We start from the raw sequence: 22,507 nt of genomic DNA on the forward strand, positions 1-22,507 counted from the left end.
TTCCAATTTGAAATATAAAAATTAAAAATTCAGACTACAAATTAAAGAGCTTACTTTAGTAAACTCTTTAGAAAAAATATTTATTTCACAATCGGCAATGTCACTTCACTTAATTTCACTGTAAGTTTCGTGCCAGCTTTCGGTCTAATTGTATAATCATAATCACTTGCAATTAAAACAACTCCGATTTGATGCCCCGCTTTAAATACATAATCATCTGGCTGCATGTCCCATGTAAATGTATAATCTTTGCCCGGTTGAATCGCTGTTGAATTTTCTATACTCTTTAAGTTTTGTGGATCCATCCAGCCTCTCGTTACGATTTCCGGCTTCGCTCCTCCATAGTCAACAAGTAATGCTGTTAAATTTGATACAGATCGATCAATATTTCCTGTAATTGAAATCTTTGGTGTACCACTTATACGCGTATCTTTTTGCAGTACAGGCATTGTATATACTAATCGATTTGCTACTTCTAATTCTGGGTTTGCTACTAATTGGTTTGATTTCATTTGTGCATCATCTAAGAATGAGAAAACTTTATTAGCCGCTCCCATACTTAATGGTAAATTGACTGATTTATTACTTAAATACATACGGATTTTTGAAGGTACAGCCGCTGGATCTGGCCAATTTTTTATCTTTTGCCACGTTTTATTTTCTCGTTGCACATCAACCATTGGTTCATCCATAATTCCATTTTCAATTCCGTACAACCAATAATCTAACCATTTATTTTGTGTTTGCTGCCAGTTATTACTTGATGTCCCACCATGACCACCTTGGTGTAGCCACATTTTACGCGGAACATTATTTTCTCCAAGTGCTTCCCACCATTGCGCGAACTGTTTTGTTTTAACATTCCAATCGTTTAAACCATGAACAACAAATACACTCGTTTTTACATTTTTAGCATCTTTTACATAGTTACGTTTATCCCAAAAATCATTATAATTACCTGTTTTTCGGTCTTGTCCAGCCGTTAACTCTTTTATAACTTGTCCGCAAACTTCAGGGTTTTCCCTTGTCAGTACTGCTTCTGCCATATTATCTGTATCTTCCCCTTGATATCCGCCTGGAGCAATGACTGCACCATTTGCACGATAATAATCATACCAACTACTAATTGCTGCGATTGGAATAATTGTTTTTAAACCTTCGACTCCAGTAGTCGCAACAGCATTTGGTAAAGTACCATTATAGGAAACTCCAGTCATACCTACATTTCCTGTAGACCAATTTGCCTGAACTTCCTCACCCTGTTCTGTAAATGCTTTCGCGCGACCGTTTACCCAATCAATAACAGATTTTGTCCCGAGTATCTCTTGTTCATCTCCAGTTGTAGGGCATCCATCTGATTTTCCAGTACCGATACTTTCGCCTAGAATAACTGCATAACCTCTTGGCACGTAATAGTTCTCATACGAACCAAGATTAACCGCTCCATACGGTTTTCCTTCATACGCATACAATTCTTCATCTACATTATATACAGGAACATCTTTTAATCCAGATCGATATGGACTCATTTCATAAATAACAGGAACTTTCACATTCGGATCTGTCTTTGGACGCATAACTTTTATCGATACTCTGTCTTTCTTACCGTCTCGATCACTATCAACTTCTGTCTCTACATATAAATTTTCGATAATAGCTTCATCGAGAGAATAAATCGGTTTTGTCATCCCATTTTCTAATTCAATTTTTGTACTTTTAGTCTCTTCCTTCTTCTCAGCATGCACATCCATAGTAAAGCTAGGTATAATTGTTGCAGATAGCATTGCTGACAGTGTAATTGCCATTTTCTTTTTACTCAAAATGTTCCCTCCCCTTATTCGTTCTCTTTTACTATATAACAAAATAACTGAAAATTCAGTTTTATTTTATATAAAAGTTGAGAAACTCAAAGATTTCTTATTAAGTAAAATTTAATGCAGGTATGAAAGTATTTTCCCACTTCCTCCTTCTTTATAAAGTGAAACTTTAATCAGCCCTCACCAATTGGGCGTTTAGGATCAGCAGGGCCACTTCTTTGCTTTCGCTGAATTTTGAGGTGGGGTCTTACTGCCCGGCAAATAGCGGGATAAATAGAGAAAAAGACAACCGATATTTCTATCGCTTGCCTTACATTCCATTTATTATTTTTCTAACTCTTTAAAGGTATCTTTCAAGTCTTTATCAGATACCTTTATATCTGCATTTTTAAGCAGTTCTCTAGTAACTTGTTGATGGAATTGAGGATCTTGTATACGTTGCTGTTCTAATTCTTTACGAATATTCTCTTTCTCTTCCTCATACGGTTTAAGCTCTTTTTTATCCGTTAGCTTAATAATATGATATCCGAAAGAAGATTTAACAGGTTCACTCAATTGACCAACTTCTAACTTATACGCAGCATCCTCAAATTCTTTCACCATCATACCAGGTCCAAATTCAGATAGTTCCCCACCTTTTTCTTTAGAACCTGGATCCTCTGAATATTGTTTAGCCAATGCCGCGAAATCTTCGCCACTATTTAATTTTTCTTTAATTTCTTTTGCTGTCTTTTCATCTTTTACTAAAATATGGCTAACTTGAAGCTTTGGCTTATAATGATCTTTAATATCTTTTTCCGTTACGGTTGCTTTAATAGCTTTTTCAAAAGCAAAAGTAAGCTTTAATTTCTCTTTCAACTGATCTTCATTTTTCACACCATTGGATTCCATATATGTATTAAAATTATCGCCCATCTTGTCTTTTAATTCTTTTAGTTGTTTCGTTACCTCTTCATCCGTAACTTTATATTTATCATTTAATACTTTTTCTACTACCATTTCAGATAAATTCTGTTTACCGTAGTTTTCTTTTAATTTTTTGTTAAAATCACTTTCTGAAATGCTTCCTGATTTTGTCGTTACAATATTATCTGATGAACCACATGCAGATAAAGATAACGTCATACCCATTAAAATGCTACCAATTACTAATTTCTTTCTTTTCAAATCTGAATACCTCACTTCATTAAATTCAAATATAACTATTTAAATATAACGTTTTCCTGTGAACTTCACGTGAATTTAATGAAAGTAGAACATTTGCTAATTCTCCATTTAATACATCAATTTTGAAAATTATGGTGATTCATCCTGTATCGCTAATCTCTAAAGCTGCAAAAAGGACTAATATTTTCATTAGTCCTTTTTCACATTTATATAAAATTGAATTTCTCCATCTATAGAGGAAACTCCATATTCAAAACCATGCCTTTCTAAAATACTTTTCACTATCGCTAAACCTAATCCTGTACCTGATTTTTCTTTACTACGAGAAGATTCTAGTACATAAAAAGGCTCCCAAATTTTCTCGATATCCTTAATTTTATCCGTAGGAATGCCATTTTTTATTTGGAAATATATACTTTTATTTCTATCTTCTAATGTAATTATTATGTTTTGATTTGCTGTATATTTTATCGCATTAGAAATTAAATTTTGAAACACCATTCTCATTTTATTTAAATCTGCATAAACGATTGTATCGCCCGCATTACAATTTACTTGCAAGTTAATTTCTTTCGAATCCAGTTCAATCTGATGCTTATCTAATATACTCTGGACCAGTGGTTCAATGGGGAATTCTTCTTTTTGTAAAATATCTCTTTCTAGTTTAGAAAATCGTAATAATTCTTCAATTAAGTTTGATATTTGATCTGTTTGTTTAATAATTGTATCTACATAAGTCCCATCATCTAATCCATCTTTAATCCCCATAGAGTATGCTTTTACTAATGCGATCGGTGTCTTTAATTCATGCGTTACATCACCCATAAATCGTTTTAAATGTTCATTACGATAAGTTAAGTCTTGATGTGCTTCATGTAGTTTTTCACTCATGATATTAATACTATTGGCCAACTCTCCTATTTCATCATTCGTTTTCACTTTCGTTCTTTTAAACTGCAAATGTGAAATATCCTGAGCCACATCACTTAACTCTTTCAGTGGTGTCGTTATTATTTTTGAAAGTATCCACACAAGTAAAATAATAAGAAGGAGCGAGAAACATAGGATATATAAGTAAAATGTATTTAACGTATTTATAATTTCATTTGAATTCGCAATGGAAGTCCCAATTAAAATTATCGTATCATCTTTCGCAATATATTTAGCAAAAAAACTCGCTTTTACCTTTCCTTGATCGTACAGTTTATTCGATTGCCCTTCCGTCTTCACTTTCATAACTTCGTCTTTCGTAATCCAAAGCTTATTTAACGTTACTTTCTTTTTCGTAAGTTGCATGCGTAACGCGTCGTTCATAGCATCTTCTGACTGATTAATTGGCGTATACGCAATTGTAACATTATTTTCACTTTCAATTGTATGAATAACATCTTCTAAATCATTGACTGGCGTATTTTGTATTTGAGTTGTAAATTCATTTAAGTTTTCACGTGTTTTATAAATATTATATTTCGGCAGGAGAAAGTTAATTAATAATAAAGAAATTGTAAATATAAGAATAACGGTTAAAGAAATGCTGAGAAATAGCTTTTTCCCAAGTTTATTCACTTTGTTCCTCCAAACTATAACCCAGCCCACGATGCGTCTTAATAATATTTTCTCCAATTTTTTTACGCAGCCTTCTTACATGTGTATCAACCGTTCTCTCTTCTCCAAAATAGTCAAATCCCCATACAATGTCTAACAATTTTTTACGAGTTAAAATAGTTCCTTTATGATTTAAAAAGCATTTTATTAATTCGAGCTCTGTTTTTGTAATTTCTAACTCTATATCATTTTTATATACTTTATTTTTGGCGAAATTTATCTTTACATCTTGTACTTGAATAATATCATCATGCTGAATAAGTTTTTTCGCTCGTGTAATTAGTACTCCTGGATGAAATGGTTTTTTTACGTACTCATCTGCCCCACTTTGAAGCGCTGCTAATTCATCTTCACTTTCACTTTTCGCCGTAAGCATTAATACTTTTACGCTTGAATTCTTTTTTATTTCCTGACAGACAGTAATACCACTATGTTTCGGCATCATCCAATCCAAAATAGCTAAATCAATTTTTTCATCATAAAATATTTGAAGTGCTTCCTCTCCGTCTTTCGCTAATAATACTTCAAAGCCTTCTTTTTCAAAATAAGCTTTTAAAATCCTTAACATATCTTGTTCGTCATCTGCAATTAAAACTTTCATATTTTTTCCTCCATTGCTTTTAAACAAAAACCAATTGTATCATACAACATCTTTGTTACATGAATGTGACAGAAAAATATTTAAAGCTTTTGAGGGGATAGTAATGGTGAGGTGTTGTACTATGATAAAAAAAATCGGGGTCATTTCTCTTCTTCTATTTCTATTATCAACAAATGCGTTCGCAAATACAAATCAACAAATTGAAGTATTTGATTGTCAAAAAGAAATGGTCATTCAAAAACAATCTTTAGATCCAGTAATCCAAAAAGAAGCAGTTCAATACGCTAAATCAATTACTGGTCCATTTAAAAACTTAAATGTCGTTCCAAAAGATGGCTATATGATAAAAATCCCTTTATCTAAGCCGGTTTCTATTACTAATCAATGGTTACACACTACAATAGACGAAGTACTTATACTACTCCCACTAAAAGAAAAGCCTTATATTATGCTTTATGATGATGAAAATAATCCGCATTTTTATTATGTAAAAGGTAAACCAGGATTATTATTGAAACAAATGAAGGTTAAAACATAATTGACTGAAAAGGAGTCACCTTATAAGCTAAATTTTAAAAGCTAAGGTGCTCTTTTTTATAATAACAATTTAGTAAATGAAATTATAAAAGTTGTCTTTTAATATAAGGATCGCAACTTCATATATCAGCGATTTTTAAGATATATCGATTTACCAACAAAAAAACTGTTCGTAGCTATTATTTGGATAGCAATCTCTATAATACTTTGTAGTGACTCGATCCCTTATATAATCCCCCTTTTACAAATCCATTCGCAGTATAAAACACATCACCTTGCTTCGTGTCAGTATGTAAAACAATCACTTCAAAATATTTTTCCGCATGACATAATAGTTGGTTTAATAATAAGTTCCCTAACCCTATACGCCGATAATCCCTTGAAATATAAAATCTCCTTAACCGCCCAATCTTATTGTCTTTTGTGTACGGATCCTCATTTAAACCTCCAACTCCAATTAACATATCACCTTGGAAAACACCATATAAACATTCTCCAGTTTTATTGAATACATTTATTTTGTTTTTATATTCATTTATTAGCCTTATAAGGAAATTAAAACCTTCTTCTTCACTTTCTTGAACGAGATGACTGAATTCATATTCCATTAAATTTTCTATTTGTTGAATATGTATATCTTTCAAGTCCATTCCCCCTAAGTATGAAAATACATAAAAATGCTCGAGAATCTTTTATTCTGAGCATTTTTATGGTTGTTACTTTATGTAATTTATAGCGTGCGTATTCTTCACTTCATATGTAAATCGATAATACAGTTGATTAATTTTATTATGAAAATATAAGAGCCTTGCTACAATCTAGTGTGTGATAAGGCTCTTTAAAGTTGTTTAATTCTTATCGAATTAAAGCATGTGTTTGTTTAAGTGTATACATTCACCATTTATAAATTCTCTCAAATATACTATAAGTTTATATATTTCTCATTCTTCTCTAACAGGTTCAAAATAAATTGTAATTTGTTAATCGATATGCTTGTGTAACCACTGTTCAAATATCTTTAACTGTTCTTCGGTATGAAAGTAATGTTCACCCGTCTCCATAACTTCTAATTCACAACGATGTTTTTCTGTAAAATAGTTAATAGTTTCAAGTTCACACAGTTCATCCTTGGCTCCGTACAAAATATATGTATCTATATTCCATGTATTAATCGGATGTTCTTTTACATAGCATAAATAATCCCAATGTAACTTTTGACCAATAGGTGTCTCTATAGTCATTTCTTTTTGCAAAAGCTCTGGTGTTACATTAAACCATTTCATCATATTTTCGATAATTCGTTCCATATTAACTACTGGTGATAAAAATAATGCCTTTTCTACCACATCATTTTGATAAGCTAAAAGGCTAAAATACGCTCCCATACTACATGCAAACACGTTTATTTCTTTCCAATGTTCTTTTGCATAATTCATAATTATAGATAATTCACTAACACAAATCTGTACTTTGCAAGGCGTATTATCATCTTTTCTTTCTCCATGCTCAGGTAAATCAAAGCTTAATACTTGATAACCTTTTTGTTTGGCTTCTTCAGCTAATATTTGAATAATTGTATCTTCCTTATTTGACATATTTCCATGTACTGCAATAAAAATTTTATCACTCTTATCTCCCCATAAAACCGCAGGAATATTACTAATTTTAAAATTATTTTTAATCATATTCCCTCCATAAACTAAGACATATAGGACTTGGCAAAAAACGCACACACTTTATTTACCTCTGTACAGCAGGTAATATCCCCTTCAACTCCATTAAATCATCTATTACTACATCAGCCTGAGCAAGTTCATCTTCTTGCGCAAAATCAAAATTACACCCAATTGCAAGTAAACCGTTGTCTTTCGCTGCATTTATATCAGATAGCCGGTCACCAACTACCGCTGCCTCTTTTATATCATATTTGTTCATAATACTTTTAACTAAGTCACCTTTATTTAGCGATTGTATTTGTTCAATACTAAACGTTTCAATCACCCACTTGTCTAAAGCATAATAAGTTACGATTGCTCGTAAATATTCTTTCAAACCATTACTAGCAATGTAAATGGAACAATTATTTTCTTTTATATATGTAAATATTTCTTTTACATTTGGATATAAAGCGCCTTTTCCGCTTTTTATGTTTTCAATAAGTCTATCTAAAAAATATGCATCTGTTTGTTCTCTTATTTCAATAGAATGGTCCGGTAATAAAGCTTCCCAAACTTTCGGTAACGGCACACCCATAATTTCTCTATATTTATCAATTGGTGTTACTGTATCCCATAATTGTAATGATCTTAAGTGATCAAAAGTATCATCTAATGATAATTCTAAAATTTTATCTGTTTGAAATAACGTACCATCCATATCAAAAATTAATGCTTGTAACATTCCTATCTCTCCTTTTGGACTATGGTTTTACCAGATATATTTTTAAGCATCTCAATAATAATTTCTGAGCAATAATTCGCAGCAGTTTTCGCGAAGTCATCATAAGAAATTTGAGCTTCATCATTTGCGCTGTCAGAAATACATCTTATAATGAGAAACGGTATATCATTTATATAGGCAACATGTCCAATTGCTGCCCCTTCCATTTCTGTACAATGAGGTGCGTATTCGTCTATTAATTTCGCCTTTAACTTTGAATCTTCAACAAAACATTCACCGCTGACAATTCTTCCTTCATGAACTGCAATCTGTAAACTACTACTAATACAAGCTTTACGTGCTAACTCTACCAATTCCTTACTTGCAATAAATTCTTCTTGGAACGGAAATAAGTTTTTCATTTGAGTTTTACTTACATCATGATGAGTAACATTCGTTGAAATAACTATATCGCCGACTTTTACATCTGAATGTAATCCACCAGCAACGCCCGTATTAATGATAGAGTCTACATCAAATTTATGAATTAATGTTTGCGCGCATGCAGCTGCATTTACTTTCCCTACACCAGAACGTGTAATAATTACTTCTGTTCCCATGAATTCTCCAATATAAAAAGGCATTCCCGCTATTGTCTGTTCCTCTTGTATAACTAGTTTTTCTAAAAGTAAATCTATTTCAATTTGCATTGCTCCAATAATGCCGATTCTGTTCATGTATGTAGTCTCCTCTTTATTTATAAGTCAGCCAATATATTATGTAATACACCATAATTTTCAGCTATCCAATTCATTTCATCTGCAAAGCGTGAAGGTGGTACACTATGCTGATCCATATTGGCATGGATCCACCAAGTACTCTCCATGTACCAAAGCATTTGAATTGCCCGAACAATATTCCCTACTGGAAAGTCTACTTCATTGCGGTACCCTTCTAAAAATGATGCAACAAGACTCTTATTTAATACTCCGTCACTTAATGCGCACGATATAACTACACGGCCAATATCTAACTCTACATAATCGTAATCCATGCGATCAAAATCAAGAATCGCTGATACTTTATCATTAAGAAACAAGAAATTATCTACCCATAAATCACGGTGCACCCATCCCCTTTGGCTATTATGAAATTGTTCTGTATTTACCAATTGTGTTGCTTCTTGTTGTAATTTTATATAAGGGAGAATGTGCTCTTTTCCTAGTTTCTCTACTTCTCTCCTTTTATCTTCCCAATGTTTCAATCTCGCCTCTTTAGTAGGTGGAACAAATTTAGGATTTTCTCCTTTTATTAAAGAGCCATCATTTAACAAGTTATGCATATAGCCTATCGTCTGACCAAGAGAGTGAATTTCCTTTTGATTCACTTTTCCTGGTGAAACTAAGCTACCTTCCTTATGTTCTAATACTATAAATCTTTCATCACTTTTTGATATATGCATTACATTATTTTTATAAATTAATACTTTTGGACAACTTACACCATTATTATGTAATCTTTGCTGTTGTTGTAATGCTTGTATTAAAAGGTCTGAGTTATACATTTTGTACCGTTCTTGATTATATTGCTTTAATACAAAATCCCCTGCATCCGTTTCGAGTTTCCACTTCAAATTTAGCCAACCACGATGAATAGGTATTGCATTTCGAATTTTAAATTCAAATAAAGTTTCACATTCTACTTTCAACTCTTGAAAAATCATTGTAGCTTTTTCATTAGATAACGGCTCTATCATCTTACTTGTCCTTTCTTAACTTGGCATTCCTTTCACTCTCTCTAACATAACCGATAATAAAAATTTCGGAAGTACAAGTTGTCTCTTTAATCTTTTCGGCTGTGAGAGTAACCTATACAGCCATTCAGTTCCAGTATCCCTCATCATTTTTGGTGCTCTTTTTACAGTACCAGATATTATATCAATCATGCCTCCGATACCAATAGATAGCGGAACGTTTAATGTTTGTATGTTTTCATAGATGAACTCTTCTTGTTTTGGTGAACCTAGTCCTACGAGTAGTAAATGCGGCTTGAACTGCTTAATTTTCATTTTTATTTCCTCTATTTCTTCACCATTTACAAATCCATGCTGTCCTTTAAATTGTGCTCCTGGGAACTGCTCATTTAATTTTTCTAATGCCTTTTTATTACTTTCTGGCGCAGCTCCAAAAAGAAAGACACGATATTCATTGTCGTTACAATATTTTATTAAATCGTGAGTTAAATCCGCCCCAGTAACACGTTCTTTCAAACTTCCTTTTAATATTTTCGAGCCAATTATGACACCAATCCCATCCGCTGTTATTAAATCCGCAGATAGTAACATCTTTTTAAATTCCTTTGATTTTTCCGTATTTTCCTTTGCAGACATAACAATTTCAGGATTTGCAGTTACTACAAACCTTGGTTTCTCTTGTTGTTCATGTAGCCAACCTTTTAATAAACTTATAGCTTTTGCATATTCTAAAGTTGAAAAAGGTATACCTTTTATAAACTGCTGATCCACTGTACTCTCCCCTTACATAAGCTGCAAATATTCATCAATGTCTTTAGAAATTTGAATAAAAGCTTTATTCCAAAATTCATAATTTCTTATATCTATTTCAAAATGTTTTTTCATAAGCTCCTCTACTGGAGCCTTTCCTGTTTCTCGTAAGAACTCTTTATATTTCGAATGAAAAGTACTTTTACCTTCTTGAGCTATTTCTAATAAGCTAAAACTTACTAAATATCCAAATGTGTATGGATAATTGTAAAAAGGAACATCTGCTATATAAAATTGAATATATTTCATCCATACAAACGGCTGGTATTCACTTAAAGCTTTTCCATAAGCTTCTTTTTGTGCAATTATAGATAATTTCTCAATTTCATCAGCACTTAAAGGACCCTCTTTACATTTTTCATAAAATGTTTTTTCAAACTGATACGATGCTCGTATTGCCATTACATAATTAAAACTATTTCTTATTTTCCAGCTAAGTAATGACTTTTTCGTATCTTTACTATCCGTTGTTTCAATTAGATAATTTAAGAGTACCGTTTCAAAGAAAATAGATGCTGATTCAGCCGTACTCATTGGCAAATAATCATCTAAAAAAGACGTAGATTGTTCAAAACTCATATTATAAAAGTGCCAAGCATGTCCTAATTCATGAGCGAGCACTCTTACACTATCTATACTCCCATCATAACGAATGGAAATTCTCGATTCTTTCTCACTGAAAAATGGAGCACAAAACCCACCTGGTGGTTTATTCTCTCTCGGTTCAGCATCTACCCAACCACTTTCTATCGCATTACGTGCAAATTCTGCTAATTCTTCATCAATATTCTTACATGCATCATAAACGTTTTGTATTGCTACTGAAAAAGGAATCATGATCTCATTACTTTCCTTTACCGTCATAAGTTCATGCCATGTAATTGAAGCTTTTCCTTTCTTATACACGTTTAAAGCACTTACTAATTTATCAAGATTTTCTTCTGTCGCATTCCACATTTGGAATAATACAGTTTCTGAAATGCCATTCGCATGAAAAGATTGTGTTAAAATCTCTCTATCTTCTATTTCATTACTCTTTGCATTACGCAATCTCCCTATTTGATTTAATACAGTAGCAAAGATTTCTTTTTCCTTATGTAAAGTACTTGTAAGTAACTCGAATACTTCTAATCTTTCCTTTTCATTATCACTATTCATTGCAATAGTATTTGCTTGTCCAAAGGATAATTGTTTATTATTGTGCTCTATTTCTATCCTATCCCGTAATTGTATGTACATATTTTCCCAAGCATTAAGCTCATCTTTTATTAACTTAGTATTATCTGAAGTTTCCACTTCATTATGTTTTATTACTTGCTGTAATTCATTTTTTAGTTCCTTCACTTTCACGGTCAATTTAGTAAGGTCAGATGGTACACTTTCTTCAACTGATCTACAGTACAAATAGTATTCTGTTTTCTCAATAGCTTGTATTAGCTTTGAAAGAACCTCTACATCTTTTGTTACAAAATATTTCTCTTTCAACTCCAAAATTGGAAATAGAATATCCTCATTCAAATACAAGCGATTTAAATCCCATCTAGCAATTTCTTGCATTTTTATAGTCGCCTCCTATTTTTACAAATAGTTACAGATATTTCTCCCCACACAATTATATATGAAATGGCAAAATTTTGATATCTTCAAATATTTAAATTCCTACAAATACATTCTTATTTATACTCTTTTCTTCTACCATTAAGTATCATTCCACATATAAAAAATACTCCCTCTACAAGAGAGCAATTCATATAGGAAAACTTCAAAGATTTTATCTTCACCAATACCATATCGACCGGTAATCACAGATTAAAGAAAAAAGGATTGATCAAATGATCAATCCTTTACTCTACTTCATTTAAGAAAAATAACGTTATAACGCCAGGTCCTGTATGTGCTCCGATTGCTGCACCAATTGTATTTACGATAAATACTTTACAACCGAATCTTTCCGTAATTAATGATTTTAATGCTTCCGCTGTTTCTAAGTCATCACCATGAGTGATACCGATTGTTTGACCTTTAAGGTCTTTACCACGCTCTTCCATAATATCAACAATTCGGCTTAATACTTTCTTTTTCCCTCTTACCTTTTCAAGTGGTACAAGTTTTCCTTCTTCCACGTTTAAGATAGGCTTAATGTTTAGTAAACCACCGATAAAACCAGCTACTTTACTTAAACGTCCACCTCTAACAAGGTACTGTAAGTCAGCTACAGTGAAGATGTGCTCCATATGGTTCATTAGAAAAGCGACACGGTTTAAAATATCTTCTTTTGATGCGCCGTCTTTTGCCATTTTAGCAGCTTCTAAAACGACAAGACCTTGACCAAGCGAAGCACATTTTGTATCAATAATTTCTAAATCTAAATCTGCATATGTTTCTTTTACTTCCTCTTTAATGACAACTGATGATTGATATGTACCAGACAGTTCAGATGAAAAAGCTAAATATATACAAGGATTACCTTCTTTTGCATAAGAAACAAATTTTTCTTGGAAAGTTTCAAGTGAAGGCAATGATGTTCTATAAACAGCGCCTTCTCTCATTTTTTGTAATAATGTAACTGACTCTAATGTTACTCCATCTAAATACTCTGTTTCTGCTTCATCATATACACGGAGTGGAATTAAATCAATATCATATGCTTGCAGCAATTCTACTGGTAAATCCGCCGCACTATCCGTAATGATTTTAACACTCATTTTTAAACCTCTATTCTGTTATAAATATAAAATAATAAAATAAAAATAGTACTTTTAAATTATATACGTAAAACTTAAATGAAGAAAGGAAAACACTTTATATTGTATGCACTATTCTTCAAAACTTGAACTATTAATGAAAATGATTCTATTTTAAACACCTTTTTCTTATTATTTTTCTATAACACGAGTAATTTTATAAGTATTTTGTATCCGTATATTTTACTTCTTTAACTTAATATTAACTTTTCAATTTTCATAAAATAACCAAACTTTATTTTCCATCACATTGTTTGTTTACATTCATACTTTGGTGATGTTGAATATTAGTCCAGTTATGATAAATATTTATAGCCTGTACTATAATTAAAACAGTGAATATTTACCTGTAAGATGCACTATATCTAAATAAGGTTAAACATTTTATAAAATATTTAATTTTACTAGTAAAGCTAATAAAATTTGGAGAAGAATTTGAACATTTACTGCTATGTCTGTATCTGTAGTCGTAACTGTAACATTTCTAGAATTTCTAATAACAGTTTCTTGTTTATTAATTTGTTTAATAGATGATTTTTGAAACAATTCTTGTGCTACACGGTCAGCTTTTTCACTATCTGCTATAGAAATACTTATTATAACCACGATAGCTGCTTGTAATGCAGCTTGAATAGATAACGCAGCTTTTGTATCTGTAGTAGTAACTTCTACATCTGCTGAATCAACTATTGTAATAGATTCTTCAGAAATTTGGTAAGTTTTACTTTCTTGTGCTGCAGCTTCTGAAACGGTAGCATTTTTAAAAGATGGATGAGGATTTGAGGAGTCTAATGCACTCCACCTTTTATTTTCCTCTGAATGACATGTTTTTTTCATACATTCACCCCCTTTCAATCTAAATAATTATTAACTTGTGATTGTATTTCAGAAACAATACTTTTAATTTGCTGCTTTTTTTCTGGTGATAAATTTTTTAGTTTTTCTTCATTTATCCCATGCCTATTAAAAATATCTGAGAGTAAAAGGTCTATAATTATATTCTTTTGATCCTTATCAAACTTAAAGGAAGAAAATTTATTTAAATCATCCATTTACAATATTCACTCCTATCAGTTTTATATAAAAATTTCAAATAACTACCAGCATTATATGCATTTAAATAAAAATTGCTTGGACAAGTAACTTAATCTTTTATTTTCACGGCTTTTTACTAATAAAATCAAAAAGCTGTCTTCTAATACGAAGACAGCTTTCCTTTACTTCACATATATAAGTTTTATTCACTGTTAAATAATAGGTTCACCTTTGTTATTGTGTAGTTTTCCACACTTAATTTCCCATCAATCTTGAATATTAATTCAGTCATAATGAGAAAGTCCAAGCTTGTACCACATATTACAACAAAAAATATTTACTTAGAGTGAACCCTTATAGCTAAATATAAATAGGATAGACACTTTATAAAATGTTTAGTTTAACTAGTAACGCTAATAAAATTTGAAGAAGAATTTGAATATTCACTGCAATATCTGTATCAGTAGTTGTTACGGTTACGTTTCTGGAATTTTTAATAAATGTTTTTTGTCTATTAATTTGTTTAATAGATGATTTTTGAAACAATTCTTGTGTTATTTTATCTGCCTTTTCACTATCTGCTATAGAAATACTTACTACAACCACAATAGCTGCTTGTAACGCGGCTTGGATAGATAGTGCAGCTTTTGTATCTGTAGTAGTAACTTGTACATCTGCTGAATCTACTATTTCAATATATTCCTCAGAAACTTGATCGATTTCATCTGTTTGTATAGCTTCTTCTAAAAAATTTGCATTTTTACTAAATGAATAAGAATTTACTGATTCGGAATCCTGTTTTTTTGGTTCAGAACCCCGATTTAATGGATCACGTTTTTTCTTTCTTCTACAAACTTCACAATCACACATAAAATCACCCCTTTTAGTCTAAAAAATTAGCAATATAAAAATATTGGCTAACTACTAGCATTTTATGTATTTTTAAAAAAATTGTTTGGACAAGTAACTGAATTTATATTTTATTTCTAATTCTTTTTTGTAATAACAAAAAGCTGCCTTCTAATAAGAAGACAACCCTCTTTTATTTCACATTTATATAAAAGACCCATACTTAAATACATTTAACTTCATATGATATATTGCATCCTTTCTTTTTAGAATGAGTAGTCGTTACTGAAGGGCACTTTTCGAAGTGCTCTTATCTTTAATCCCCCTCTTTTTCAGGAAGAATTTTTTTTACTAAATCCTAATATGATTTGTATCACTAGGGCTGGCGATTACCACATTTCCTTAATAGCTTCAATGAATACAGTAGCTACTAATTAAAATAACCCTATGATTTTCTCTACACTTAAACAATCGTGCGTTACCGAACACATAAACTAATTTTTATTTTGACTATGTAACACTAAATTCACAAGATTATTATCCTATGTTTGGTGAAGCCATCATTTCAATGCCAGCAATCCCACACTTTTAACTAATAACTTAAACAAATGTGCTATCTCAAGGTTCTTTTAATATAGTATCTTATGTTCTATATAATGAAGAGAGCGCTAGTATTCCGAAGGAGGATGTATATGAGTATTCAATTGGCCACATCTAACGATTTAGAATGGATTAATAACCAATATGACTCAATAGGATTTGTACGGAGTGATTTAAAGAGAGATAAAGTTGCAATTATTACATATAACAACGAGTATGCAGGCGTTGGCCGATTAGTCCAAATAGATGAAGATACTTTAGAAATGGGCGGAATTTTTATTCTGCCTCAATTTAGAGGGCTACAATTAGCTGGTGAGCTTGTTTTATTTTTAGTAGAAACTGCAAAAAAATCACAAATACAAAATGTATATTGTCTTCCTTTTGAGGAATTAGAAAACTTTTATAAGAAATATGGATATACTGAAGTCAATACTACGAAAGAAGCAGTCCATCCAATTATTCTAAAAAAATATAATTGGTGTTTGGAGAATTACGATAAACACGTTCTACTCTTCAAATTGTAAATGTAATAAAAAAATATATTCTCAATCGTTTTTCTATCAGTACTCCTAATCGGAGCTAAGGATTAATCAAAGATATTTTATCTCTCCTTTTATAAATGGCTGATTAAAACTCAATGTTCTGTCAATACTATAGGTAACATGATTGTATTTCTCCATTCCCCCTTGGAGAAGAGCAGTTGGCTTTTGCTAACTGCTCTTTTATTTTTTCAAAAAGTCACATAAATATCTTTAATTCCAAACATTCAAAAGATAAAATGTGATAAAATTGTCATGAAGATATTTACCAACTAATACATGCGCCCTAGACTTACGTACTAGGGCGCATGTATTTTTTAGTATGTAACTCCTTCACTCATCTATTATCTACAAAATAAGTATCATATGCCTTATCAAATTCATATCCTAACTTTTCTGCTAGTTTAGCAGATGTAGTATTCGCTGCGTCCCAGTTTGGATACTTTCCATTTTCTAAGCAATCCAATATAATAGCTGCACTAACTACAGTTGCCAAGCCCTCTCTTCTATGATTGTGATCAGTCGCAACTTCAATTTCAATCCCATCATTATAAATACTATAGGAGGATGCACCGCATACAACTTCTCCATTATATAAAATGCTATAACCTATACCACGGTTTATATAATCTTCTATCGAATGAAATTGACTTGTAAAATCTTCAGATATCTTATGTAATTTGGGGCTATTTGCGATATGCTCATCTATTCTTCTTAACTCATATTCTTTTGGAAGTGCTGATATAAAAGATTGTAATTTTGAACGATTAAAAACTTCTGGATTTCGTTTGAATTTATAACGTAAAAACTTATCTATTTTTCTTTCATGGAATGTTTCTAAGCGTTGTTTCCACTCTTCACTATTTACGATAACTAAAATTCTTTCTGGAATATTACGTAATAACTCTTCTGTTTCTTTCGTATTTGGGTCTCCAGCGTAAAATGTAAAAATCCCTACCGTAACTTGTGCTACTTTTGGATTTTCAAGGTCATTTACCCAAGCAGTACCCATATGCCCTTGTAAATAAGAAAGTAAAACAACGTTATTGAAATCCTCAAACATAGAAACTAGTTTTTTTCTTGTATGTATATTCGCTTCATATATCATTTACATTCCCGCCTTCTTTAGAATCAACTACTCTTAACATTTTCATGAGCGCTCCATAATTCGTATTCATATACATACCCACCTGTTCATCATAAAAGCAATTGACTATTAAATTAAAACTTCGAATATTTATAAAATATCAGTAAACATAAAATGATTATAACATCTACTAACTATGAAATGATCAACATATAAAATAAGTCAACAATAAATATATTTCTTACCCGTTAACAAACGGTTTGAAGGACCAACATAATTAATTATGTAACAACCCTCAACAATAGTTTGAGGGTGCATTTAAATACATGTATTATAACTCATTTTTATAAATAAAAGATTCCGTCTCACCGTTCTTATATACTTTAGTCAATTTAACAACTGATTTGTACGTGTTAACGTCATCCTCTATCATTTTTTTATCTCTTCTATTTCGGCATCACCAGTTCCGCCCTCTATTTTTAAACAGTTCGAAATGGAAAGGTATCCGTTTGATGCCAATATAAAAATAAAAATCGTATCAGGAAAATTAATAAATAATAATCCGTAGTTTAAAGGGTCTCCAGCTGGATGTGATAAAAGTAATCGAAAACCTACCAGTTCAGGTACTTGAACAAAATCTCTAGAAACTCTCGGTTCACAACCCACTTACACTCCATCCCTTCTCTATATAGAATTGCTACTACATATATATGAGAAGAAAATAAGAAAAGTTTGGACAATATAACTTTAACGTAACATTATCGTTACCTACTCGTACATTTATATGGAAATTACACCAATTTTGAGTAAGGACACATAATTTTTACTATAAATACATATAACAATTTCATCTTTCATAAAAAAAACGTTATAATGAGGTGTAGCCTCTACGATTACGTTATAAAGGAGATTAAAATTATGGCTAAAATTAAAGTGTACCAAGCAAAAGAAGAAAATATGGATGCAGTAAAAAATATCATTGATGTTGAGGAACAAAACCCAACTACTGAAAATTTACAAAATCTATATGCGTGTGTATTAGATACTGAAGATATGGCATTGCCTGAATCATATATTGAAGAAGATATCTTAATTGATTCTATTGAAGTTATGGTTAACGCTTCTCAAAGCAAAGTAAGAGACTTAGGCGCATACGATGTAATCGAAGTTCAAAACAAAGGCAAGAAAACGCAAATTTTATTACTTGCAGACGAAGAATACGAAATTATCGAAGGCTAATCTAACACCGTACATACGAAAAAGCTCCTTTCCAATTGGAAAGGAGCTTTTTCATTACGCTTTTGATGTTTCACTCTTTTTATTCATTTGTTCTTTCTTAATTACCATACGCTCATTTCCCATAAAGAAAATGAATATGAATGCTAATCCAGCTGGTACCAATGCCCACATGAATGTTTGAACAATTGAACTAGAAAGAGCGTCAATAATCTTATCTAATATTTGCGGAGGGATTTGAGATCTTGCCGATTCTGATAAAATGGCTCTTGAATCCCCTAATTTTGTATTCATTCCCCCGCTCATCCCTTTAAATGCTTCTTCTAATTGATCTTGGAAACCTGTTCTTTGGATCATTCCGAAGATTGTAATACCTAGTGTCATTCCTAATGAACGAATGAAGTTACTCGTTGAAGTTGCAGATCCACGCTGTTCCATACCGAAGTTATGAATTGAAGCCATACTTAGTACAGAGAATGAGAAACCTACTCCAAATCCGATAATAATCATATAAACCGTTAATAATGCACGACTTGTTTCTGGCGTTAATGTACTTAATAAGAATAATCCGATTAACATAATAACAGCAGAAATAATCATAATGTTTCGGTAGCTCAGCTTAGTCGTTAAAAATCCACCTAACTGCGCTGTTACGACTGATCCTAACATCATCGGTAAAAGTAATAATCCTGAGTTTGTTGCGGTACCACCGTATACACCTTGAATAAATAACGGAATGTACACAGTTGCTGACATAAATGCAGCACCGTAACATAAAGCAATAATTGTACTCATTCCGAATAAGCGCTGCTTAAACATCTCAAATGAAATGATTGGTTCTTCTACTTTTCGTTCAATAAAAATGAATGCGATCATTAAAATAGCGAATCCACCAAATAAGCTTAAAATGAAATTAGAATCCCAATCATATTTTTGTCCGCCTAGTTCAAGCGCAAACATTAAAGAAACTACTGCACCAACTAAAGTAATTGCGCCAAACCAATCAATCTTTTGCTTTCTATGAACGCGTGATTCTTTATAAAAGAATGTAATAAAAATAAGTGCTAAAACGCCAAGTGGTAAGTTAATATAAAATACCCAGTGCCAGCTAATGTAATCGGTAATATATGCGCCAAGTAATGGCCCGAAAATACTAGATAATCCAAATACAGCTCCGAATAAACCACCCATTTTCCCGCGTTTTTCAGGTGGAAAAATATCAAAAACGATAGTAAACGCGATCGGCACTAATGCCCCGCCGCCAATACCTTGAATAGCACGATAAATACCTAACTGTGTAATATTTTCAGCAGTACCACAAAGTGCCGAACCAATCATAAAGACGATTAAACCGAAAATAAAGAATCTCTTTCTACCATACATATCTGATAGCTTACCGAAAATCGGCATGCCTGCCATTTCTGCGACCATATAGGCAGAAACGACCCATACAAAGTTTTCGAGGCCTCCTAAGTCACCAACGATTGTTCCCATCGCCGTTACAACAATGGTATTATCCATCGATGCCATTAAAATACCTAGCAATAAGCCCGCCACAACAAAGCCGAGCTTATTATTCTTCTCAACCATATCTCTTGCTCTCCCTCATACTACTTATATTTGTTTATGTTCTTTTACGACTGCATTACCTTTTTGATTAAAACTAGTATGATATTCTACAACACTAATTTCACATCCAGGACCAATTGTGACGTTGTTGCCTCTTACAACTTCAGCAATCGTATGTTCTAAATAGATATCATCTCCTTCAACAATTGAAGTTTGGAGGTTTCCAGCATGACTAGTAAAAGGAATAAATCTCGCTTTTTTACGAACGGTAATTTTTTTACCACCAATTTCTCTTACCTTACTGCCTTCATAACGAAGTGAGATTTGAATATTTTCAGCATTAAGTAATCCATCACTTTCAAGACCACCAGTTAATGATAAATCTTCTACTTCAATATCTCCCTTTACATTTAAAGCACCTTTTACATCTACGAAATCACCTGAAAACTTTCCTTCAATATTTATCATACCTCTAACTTTTGTTTTTTCAATATGAGCATCACCATGAATTTGTGTATTACCATATACTTTTACATATTTCGCATCTACATTTCCTTGTACTTCGTTATCTCCATACACGACATAGTTTTTCACTTTCACATTACCGCGTACATCACTCGTTCCGTACGTTTTAAACTCATTGCAACTCATATCATTCGTAATTGTTCCTTCACCGCGAATCTTCACTTTATTATAATCTCCGCCTGCTGAATTACCAGAACCATTTACTGTGAGACTATGTGGATGTTCCATACTGATTTCTCCCTTTCGTTAAACCTGCTTAATTTCTTTTACATTTGCATTTTTATCAACAGTAAGAACACCGGTATATTCAATCAGTTCAATCTCACAGTTTGCTCCTACTGTAACATTGTTTCCTCTTACCGTTCTTATGTGAGCATAATCAATATCGATATTGTCACCTTCTAATAGTTCAGCTTCTAACTGCAAGCCAAATACTGTTTTAAATAGCCTACTAAATGTACCTGATCTATGTCTTACTTTAATCGTTTGACCACCAATTTCTTTCGCTCGACATGTACCGTGAATATTTATATTAATTTCATCTGCGCTTAATAAACCACCGATTGTAAATTGTCCTTCTGAAGAAAAAGTATCCACTTCACAATTACCGTCAATTGTAGCTTGACCATTGACTTTAAATTCTTCACCAGTGACATTTCCACCTATCGTACCTTTTCCTGCAATTTTTAAACTGTTTGCTTTTACATTTTGCGTAATTGTTGCTTTTCCATCAATTCGCATCGTTTCAGCATGAACTGTGCCATCAACTTTACCAGATCCGCTAATTCGTGCACTGCTACTTTTCAAATCGCCAGTAACTGCACCGTAACCGTTACATTCAAATTGCTCACATTCAACATTTCCATTCACAGTTCCTTTTCCGTTTAATTGCACTTTATGAAACTCGCCACCATTCGATGAACCGTAACCATTTATAATCAAATTATCTGTACGCATACTTTCTCCTCCACTACAACAATTTAGTTTTTAATGCTTCGGTATATTTCATAATCGCTTCGCGTAAAACGATTTTGGTGCCTTTTTCAAAAATTAAATCGTCCACGTTTGAAACCAATAAACATGTAGAAATACCTAACTTTCGGACAATAATTAAGTCACAAGTTTTATGTTTAATTGCTTCATAATTTTCACGTAAAACTTGCAAGACCATTTTTCCTTCTTCTAAACTAATCTCTCCTGATTGTAGTAATTCTTCTAACATGTACACATAAAGAATATCTACAAATTGAAACTCTGCTCTTTTATTCGTTTGTTCTATGAAAAATTGTAAAACTGGTTCTGATGCAATCCCCTTGCATAAAATGTCTTCCTTTGTTAAAAGAATTTCTCTCACACTCGGCGAAAACATGTTCGCTAGTTCATCAAGTGATAAATCCTCTTTCATCGTTTGGATTTTATCGATACGCTCTAATATCTTTTCTTTCGGAAAAAATGTCTCTTGACCTGTAAACGTTGATTTTCGTACAAACCAATCTTCCGGAATTAAATTTTTTCTTTTCCACCTATATAACTGTCCGTATGAAATACCAGTTAGTTCTAATAAATCTTTTTTTGAAATTAAATCTGTACTCAACTGTATAACACTCCTTCCTGATAACAATGTAACATAACACTGTTACGCTGTAAATAGACT

The 22,507-nt window shown here is 32.1% G+C and carries 23 protein-coding genes and 1 pseudogene; 3 read left to right on the plus strand and 21 right to left on the minus strand.

Annotated features, from left to right (window positions below):
- Positions 1–80 precede the first annotated feature (80 nt).
- The 4 genes from DN407_RS13925 to DN407_RS13940 form a co-directional block, all read right to left on the minus strand.
- On the minus strand, positions 81–1,820 hold the full coding sequence (locus DN407_RS13925) for a Xaa-Pro dipeptidyl-peptidase (protein ID WP_149216383.1): 1,740 nt from the start codon (positions 1,818–1,820) through the stop codon (positions 81–83).
- A gap of 321 nt (positions 1,821–2,141) precedes the next feature.
- Positions 2,142–2,984: a peptidylprolyl isomerase PrsA gene (locus DN407_RS13930; RefSeq protein ID WP_002103226.1), complete on the minus strand. Its 843-nt coding sequence runs from the start codon at positions 2,982–2,984 to the stop codon at positions 2,142–2,144.
- Positions 2,985–3,173: 189 nt separating this feature from the next.
- Positions 3,174–4,550, minus strand: a complete 1,377-nt coding sequence (locus DN407_RS13935; RefSeq protein WP_149216384.1) for a sensor histidine kinase — start codon at positions 4,548–4,550, stop codon at positions 3,174–3,176.
- Positions 4,543–5,190: a response regulator transcription factor gene (locus DN407_RS13940; protein ID WP_000865979.1), complete on the minus strand. Its 648-nt coding sequence runs from the start codon at positions 5,188–5,190 to the stop codon at positions 4,543–4,545. The genes DN407_RS13935 and DN407_RS13940 overlap by 8 nt, the downstream gene beginning before the upstream one ends.
- Positions 5,191–5,311: 121 nt before the next feature.
- Here DN407_RS13940 and DN407_RS13945 point away from each other — a divergent pair, with 121 nt between their 5' ends.
- A complete protein-coding gene (locus DN407_RS13945; protein ID WP_000591772.1) occupies positions 5,312–5,728 on the plus strand; it encodes a hypothetical protein in 417 nt (138 codons plus the stop codon).
- Between the two features lie 196 nt (positions 5,729–5,924).
- On the opposite strand, the gene DN407_RS13950 is transcribed toward DN407_RS13945, so the two are convergent.
- The 11 genes from DN407_RS13950 to DN407_RS14000 form a co-directional block, all read right to left on the minus strand.
- Positions 5,925–6,377: a GNAT family N-acetyltransferase gene (locus DN407_RS13950; RefSeq protein WP_080450962.1), complete on the minus strand. Its 453-nt coding sequence runs from the start codon at positions 6,375–6,377 to the stop codon at positions 5,925–5,927.
- A gap of 330 nt (positions 6,378–6,707) precedes the next feature.
- Complete coding sequence (locus tag DN407_RS13955; RefSeq protein ID WP_016110151.1) at positions 6,708–7,412, minus strand: alpha/beta hydrolase; 705 nt, start codon at positions 7,410–7,412, stop codon at positions 6,708–6,710.
- A gap of 55 nt (positions 7,413–7,467) precedes the next feature.
- Positions 7,468–8,127, minus strand: coding sequence for an HAD family hydrolase (locus DN407_RS13960; protein ID WP_000938413.1), 660 nt, complete (start codon positions 8,125–8,127; stop codon positions 7,468–7,470).
- A gap of 2 nt (positions 8,128–8,129) precedes the next feature.
- Positions 8,130–8,843, minus strand: a complete 714-nt coding sequence (locus tag DN407_RS13965; RefSeq protein WP_001079723.1) for a 5'-methylthioadenosine/adenosylhomocysteine nucleosidase — start codon at positions 8,841–8,843, stop codon at positions 8,130–8,132.
- 20 nt (positions 8,844–8,863) lie between these two features.
- Complete coding sequence (locus DN407_RS13970) at positions 8,864–9,862, minus strand: phosphotransferase (protein WP_000572381.1); 999 nt, start codon at positions 9,860–9,862, stop codon at positions 8,864–8,866.
- Positions 9,863–9,877: 15 nt separating this feature from the next.
- A complete protein-coding gene (locus DN407_RS13975; RefSeq protein WP_149216385.1) occupies positions 9,878–10,630 on the minus strand; it encodes a WecB/TagA/CpsF family glycosyltransferase in 753 nt (250 codons plus the stop codon).
- A gap of 12 nt (positions 10,631–10,642) precedes the next feature.
- On the minus strand, positions 10,643–12,226 hold the full coding sequence (locus DN407_RS13980) for a M3 family metallopeptidase (protein WP_001155357.1): 1,584 nt from the start codon (positions 12,224–12,226) through the stop codon (positions 10,643–10,645).
- Positions 12,227–12,513: 287 nt separating this feature from the next.
- Positions 12,514–13,374 carry a DegV family protein gene (locus DN407_RS13985; protein WP_149216386.1) on the minus strand — a complete coding sequence of 287 codons (861 nt, stop codon included), beginning with the start codon at positions 13,372–13,374 and terminating at the stop codon, positions 12,514–12,516.
- Between the two features lie 423 nt (positions 13,375–13,797).
- The gene (locus tag DN407_RS13990; RefSeq protein ID WP_000750489.1) at positions 13,798–14,250 is read right to left on the minus strand and encodes a spore coat protein; all 453 of its coding nucleotides are present in this window, start codon (positions 14,248–14,250) and stop codon (positions 13,798–13,800) included.
- A gap of 14 nt (positions 14,251–14,264) precedes the next feature.
- Positions 14,265–14,465 carry a spore coat protein W gene (locus DN407_RS13995; protein ID WP_000342253.1) on the minus strand — a complete coding sequence of 67 codons (201 nt, stop codon included), beginning with the start codon at positions 14,463–14,465 and terminating at the stop codon, positions 14,265–14,267.
- Between the two features lie 367 nt (positions 14,466–14,832).
- Positions 14,833–15,318, minus strand: coding sequence for a spore coat protein (locus DN407_RS14000; RefSeq protein ID WP_000332786.1), 486 nt, complete (start codon positions 15,316–15,318; stop codon positions 14,833–14,835).
- Positions 15,319–15,989: 671 nt separating this feature from the next.
- Between DN407_RS14000 and DN407_RS14005 the strand changes: the two genes are divergently transcribed.
- Complete coding sequence (locus tag DN407_RS14005) at positions 15,990–16,421, plus strand: GNAT family N-acetyltransferase (RefSeq protein WP_000027150.1); 432 nt, start codon at positions 15,990–15,992, stop codon at positions 16,419–16,421.
- Between the two features lie 352 nt (positions 16,422–16,773).
- Here the strand turns inward: DN407_RS14005 and DN407_RS14010 are convergent, their stop codons facing one another.
- Entirely contained in the window at positions 16,774–17,544 is a 771-nt protein-coding gene (locus DN407_RS14010; protein ID WP_097797025.1) for a GNAT family N-acetyltransferase, read from the minus strand.
- Positions 17,545–17,854: 310 nt separating this feature from the next.
- Positions 17,855–18,180 (minus strand): annotated as a pseudogene (locus DN407_RS14015) (BC_2878 family exosporium-associated protein); the annotation flags it as partial.
- A gap of 261 nt (positions 18,181–18,441) precedes the next feature.
- Between DN407_RS14015 and DN407_RS14020 the strand changes: the two are divergent.
- Positions 18,442–18,762: a hypothetical protein gene (locus DN407_RS14020; protein WP_001062731.1), complete on the plus strand. Its 321-nt coding sequence runs from the start codon at positions 18,442–18,444 to the stop codon at positions 18,760–18,762.
- Between the two features lie 54 nt (positions 18,763–18,816).
- On the opposite strand, the gene DN407_RS14025 is transcribed toward DN407_RS14020, so the two are convergent.
- Genes DN407_RS14025 through DN407_RS14040 form a run of 4 tightly spaced genes read right to left on the minus strand, consistent with a single transcriptional unit; the run spans position 18,817 to position 22,447 of the window.
- The gene (locus DN407_RS14025; RefSeq protein WP_097797026.1) at positions 18,817–20,349 is read right to left on the minus strand and encodes an MDR family MFS transporter; all 1,533 of its coding nucleotides are present in this window, start codon (positions 20,347–20,349) and stop codon (positions 18,817–18,819) included.
- A 24-nt stretch (positions 20,350–20,373) separates the two neighbouring features.
- A complete protein-coding gene (locus tag DN407_RS14030) occupies positions 20,374–21,081 on the minus strand; it encodes a polymer-forming cytoskeletal protein (protein ID WP_149216387.1) in 708 nt (235 codons plus the stop codon).
- Positions 21,082–21,099: 18 nt separating this feature from the next.
- On the minus strand, positions 21,100–21,810 hold the full coding sequence (locus DN407_RS14035; protein WP_001258384.1) for a bactofilin family protein: 711 nt from the start codon (positions 21,808–21,810) through the stop codon (positions 21,100–21,102).
- A gap of 13 nt (positions 21,811–21,823) precedes the next feature.
- Positions 21,824–22,447 (minus strand): YhbD family protein, encoded by a 624-nt coding sequence (locus DN407_RS14040; protein ID WP_000102238.1) that lies wholly within the window; start codon positions 22,445–22,447, stop codon positions 21,824–21,826.
- Between the last annotated feature and the right edge of the window lie 60 nt (positions 22,448–22,507).

Source organism: Bacillus sp. JAS24-2, assembly GCF_008274905.1.
Lineage (GTDB): Bacteria > Bacillota > Bacilli > Bacillales > Bacillaceae_G > Bacillus_A > Bacillus_A cereus.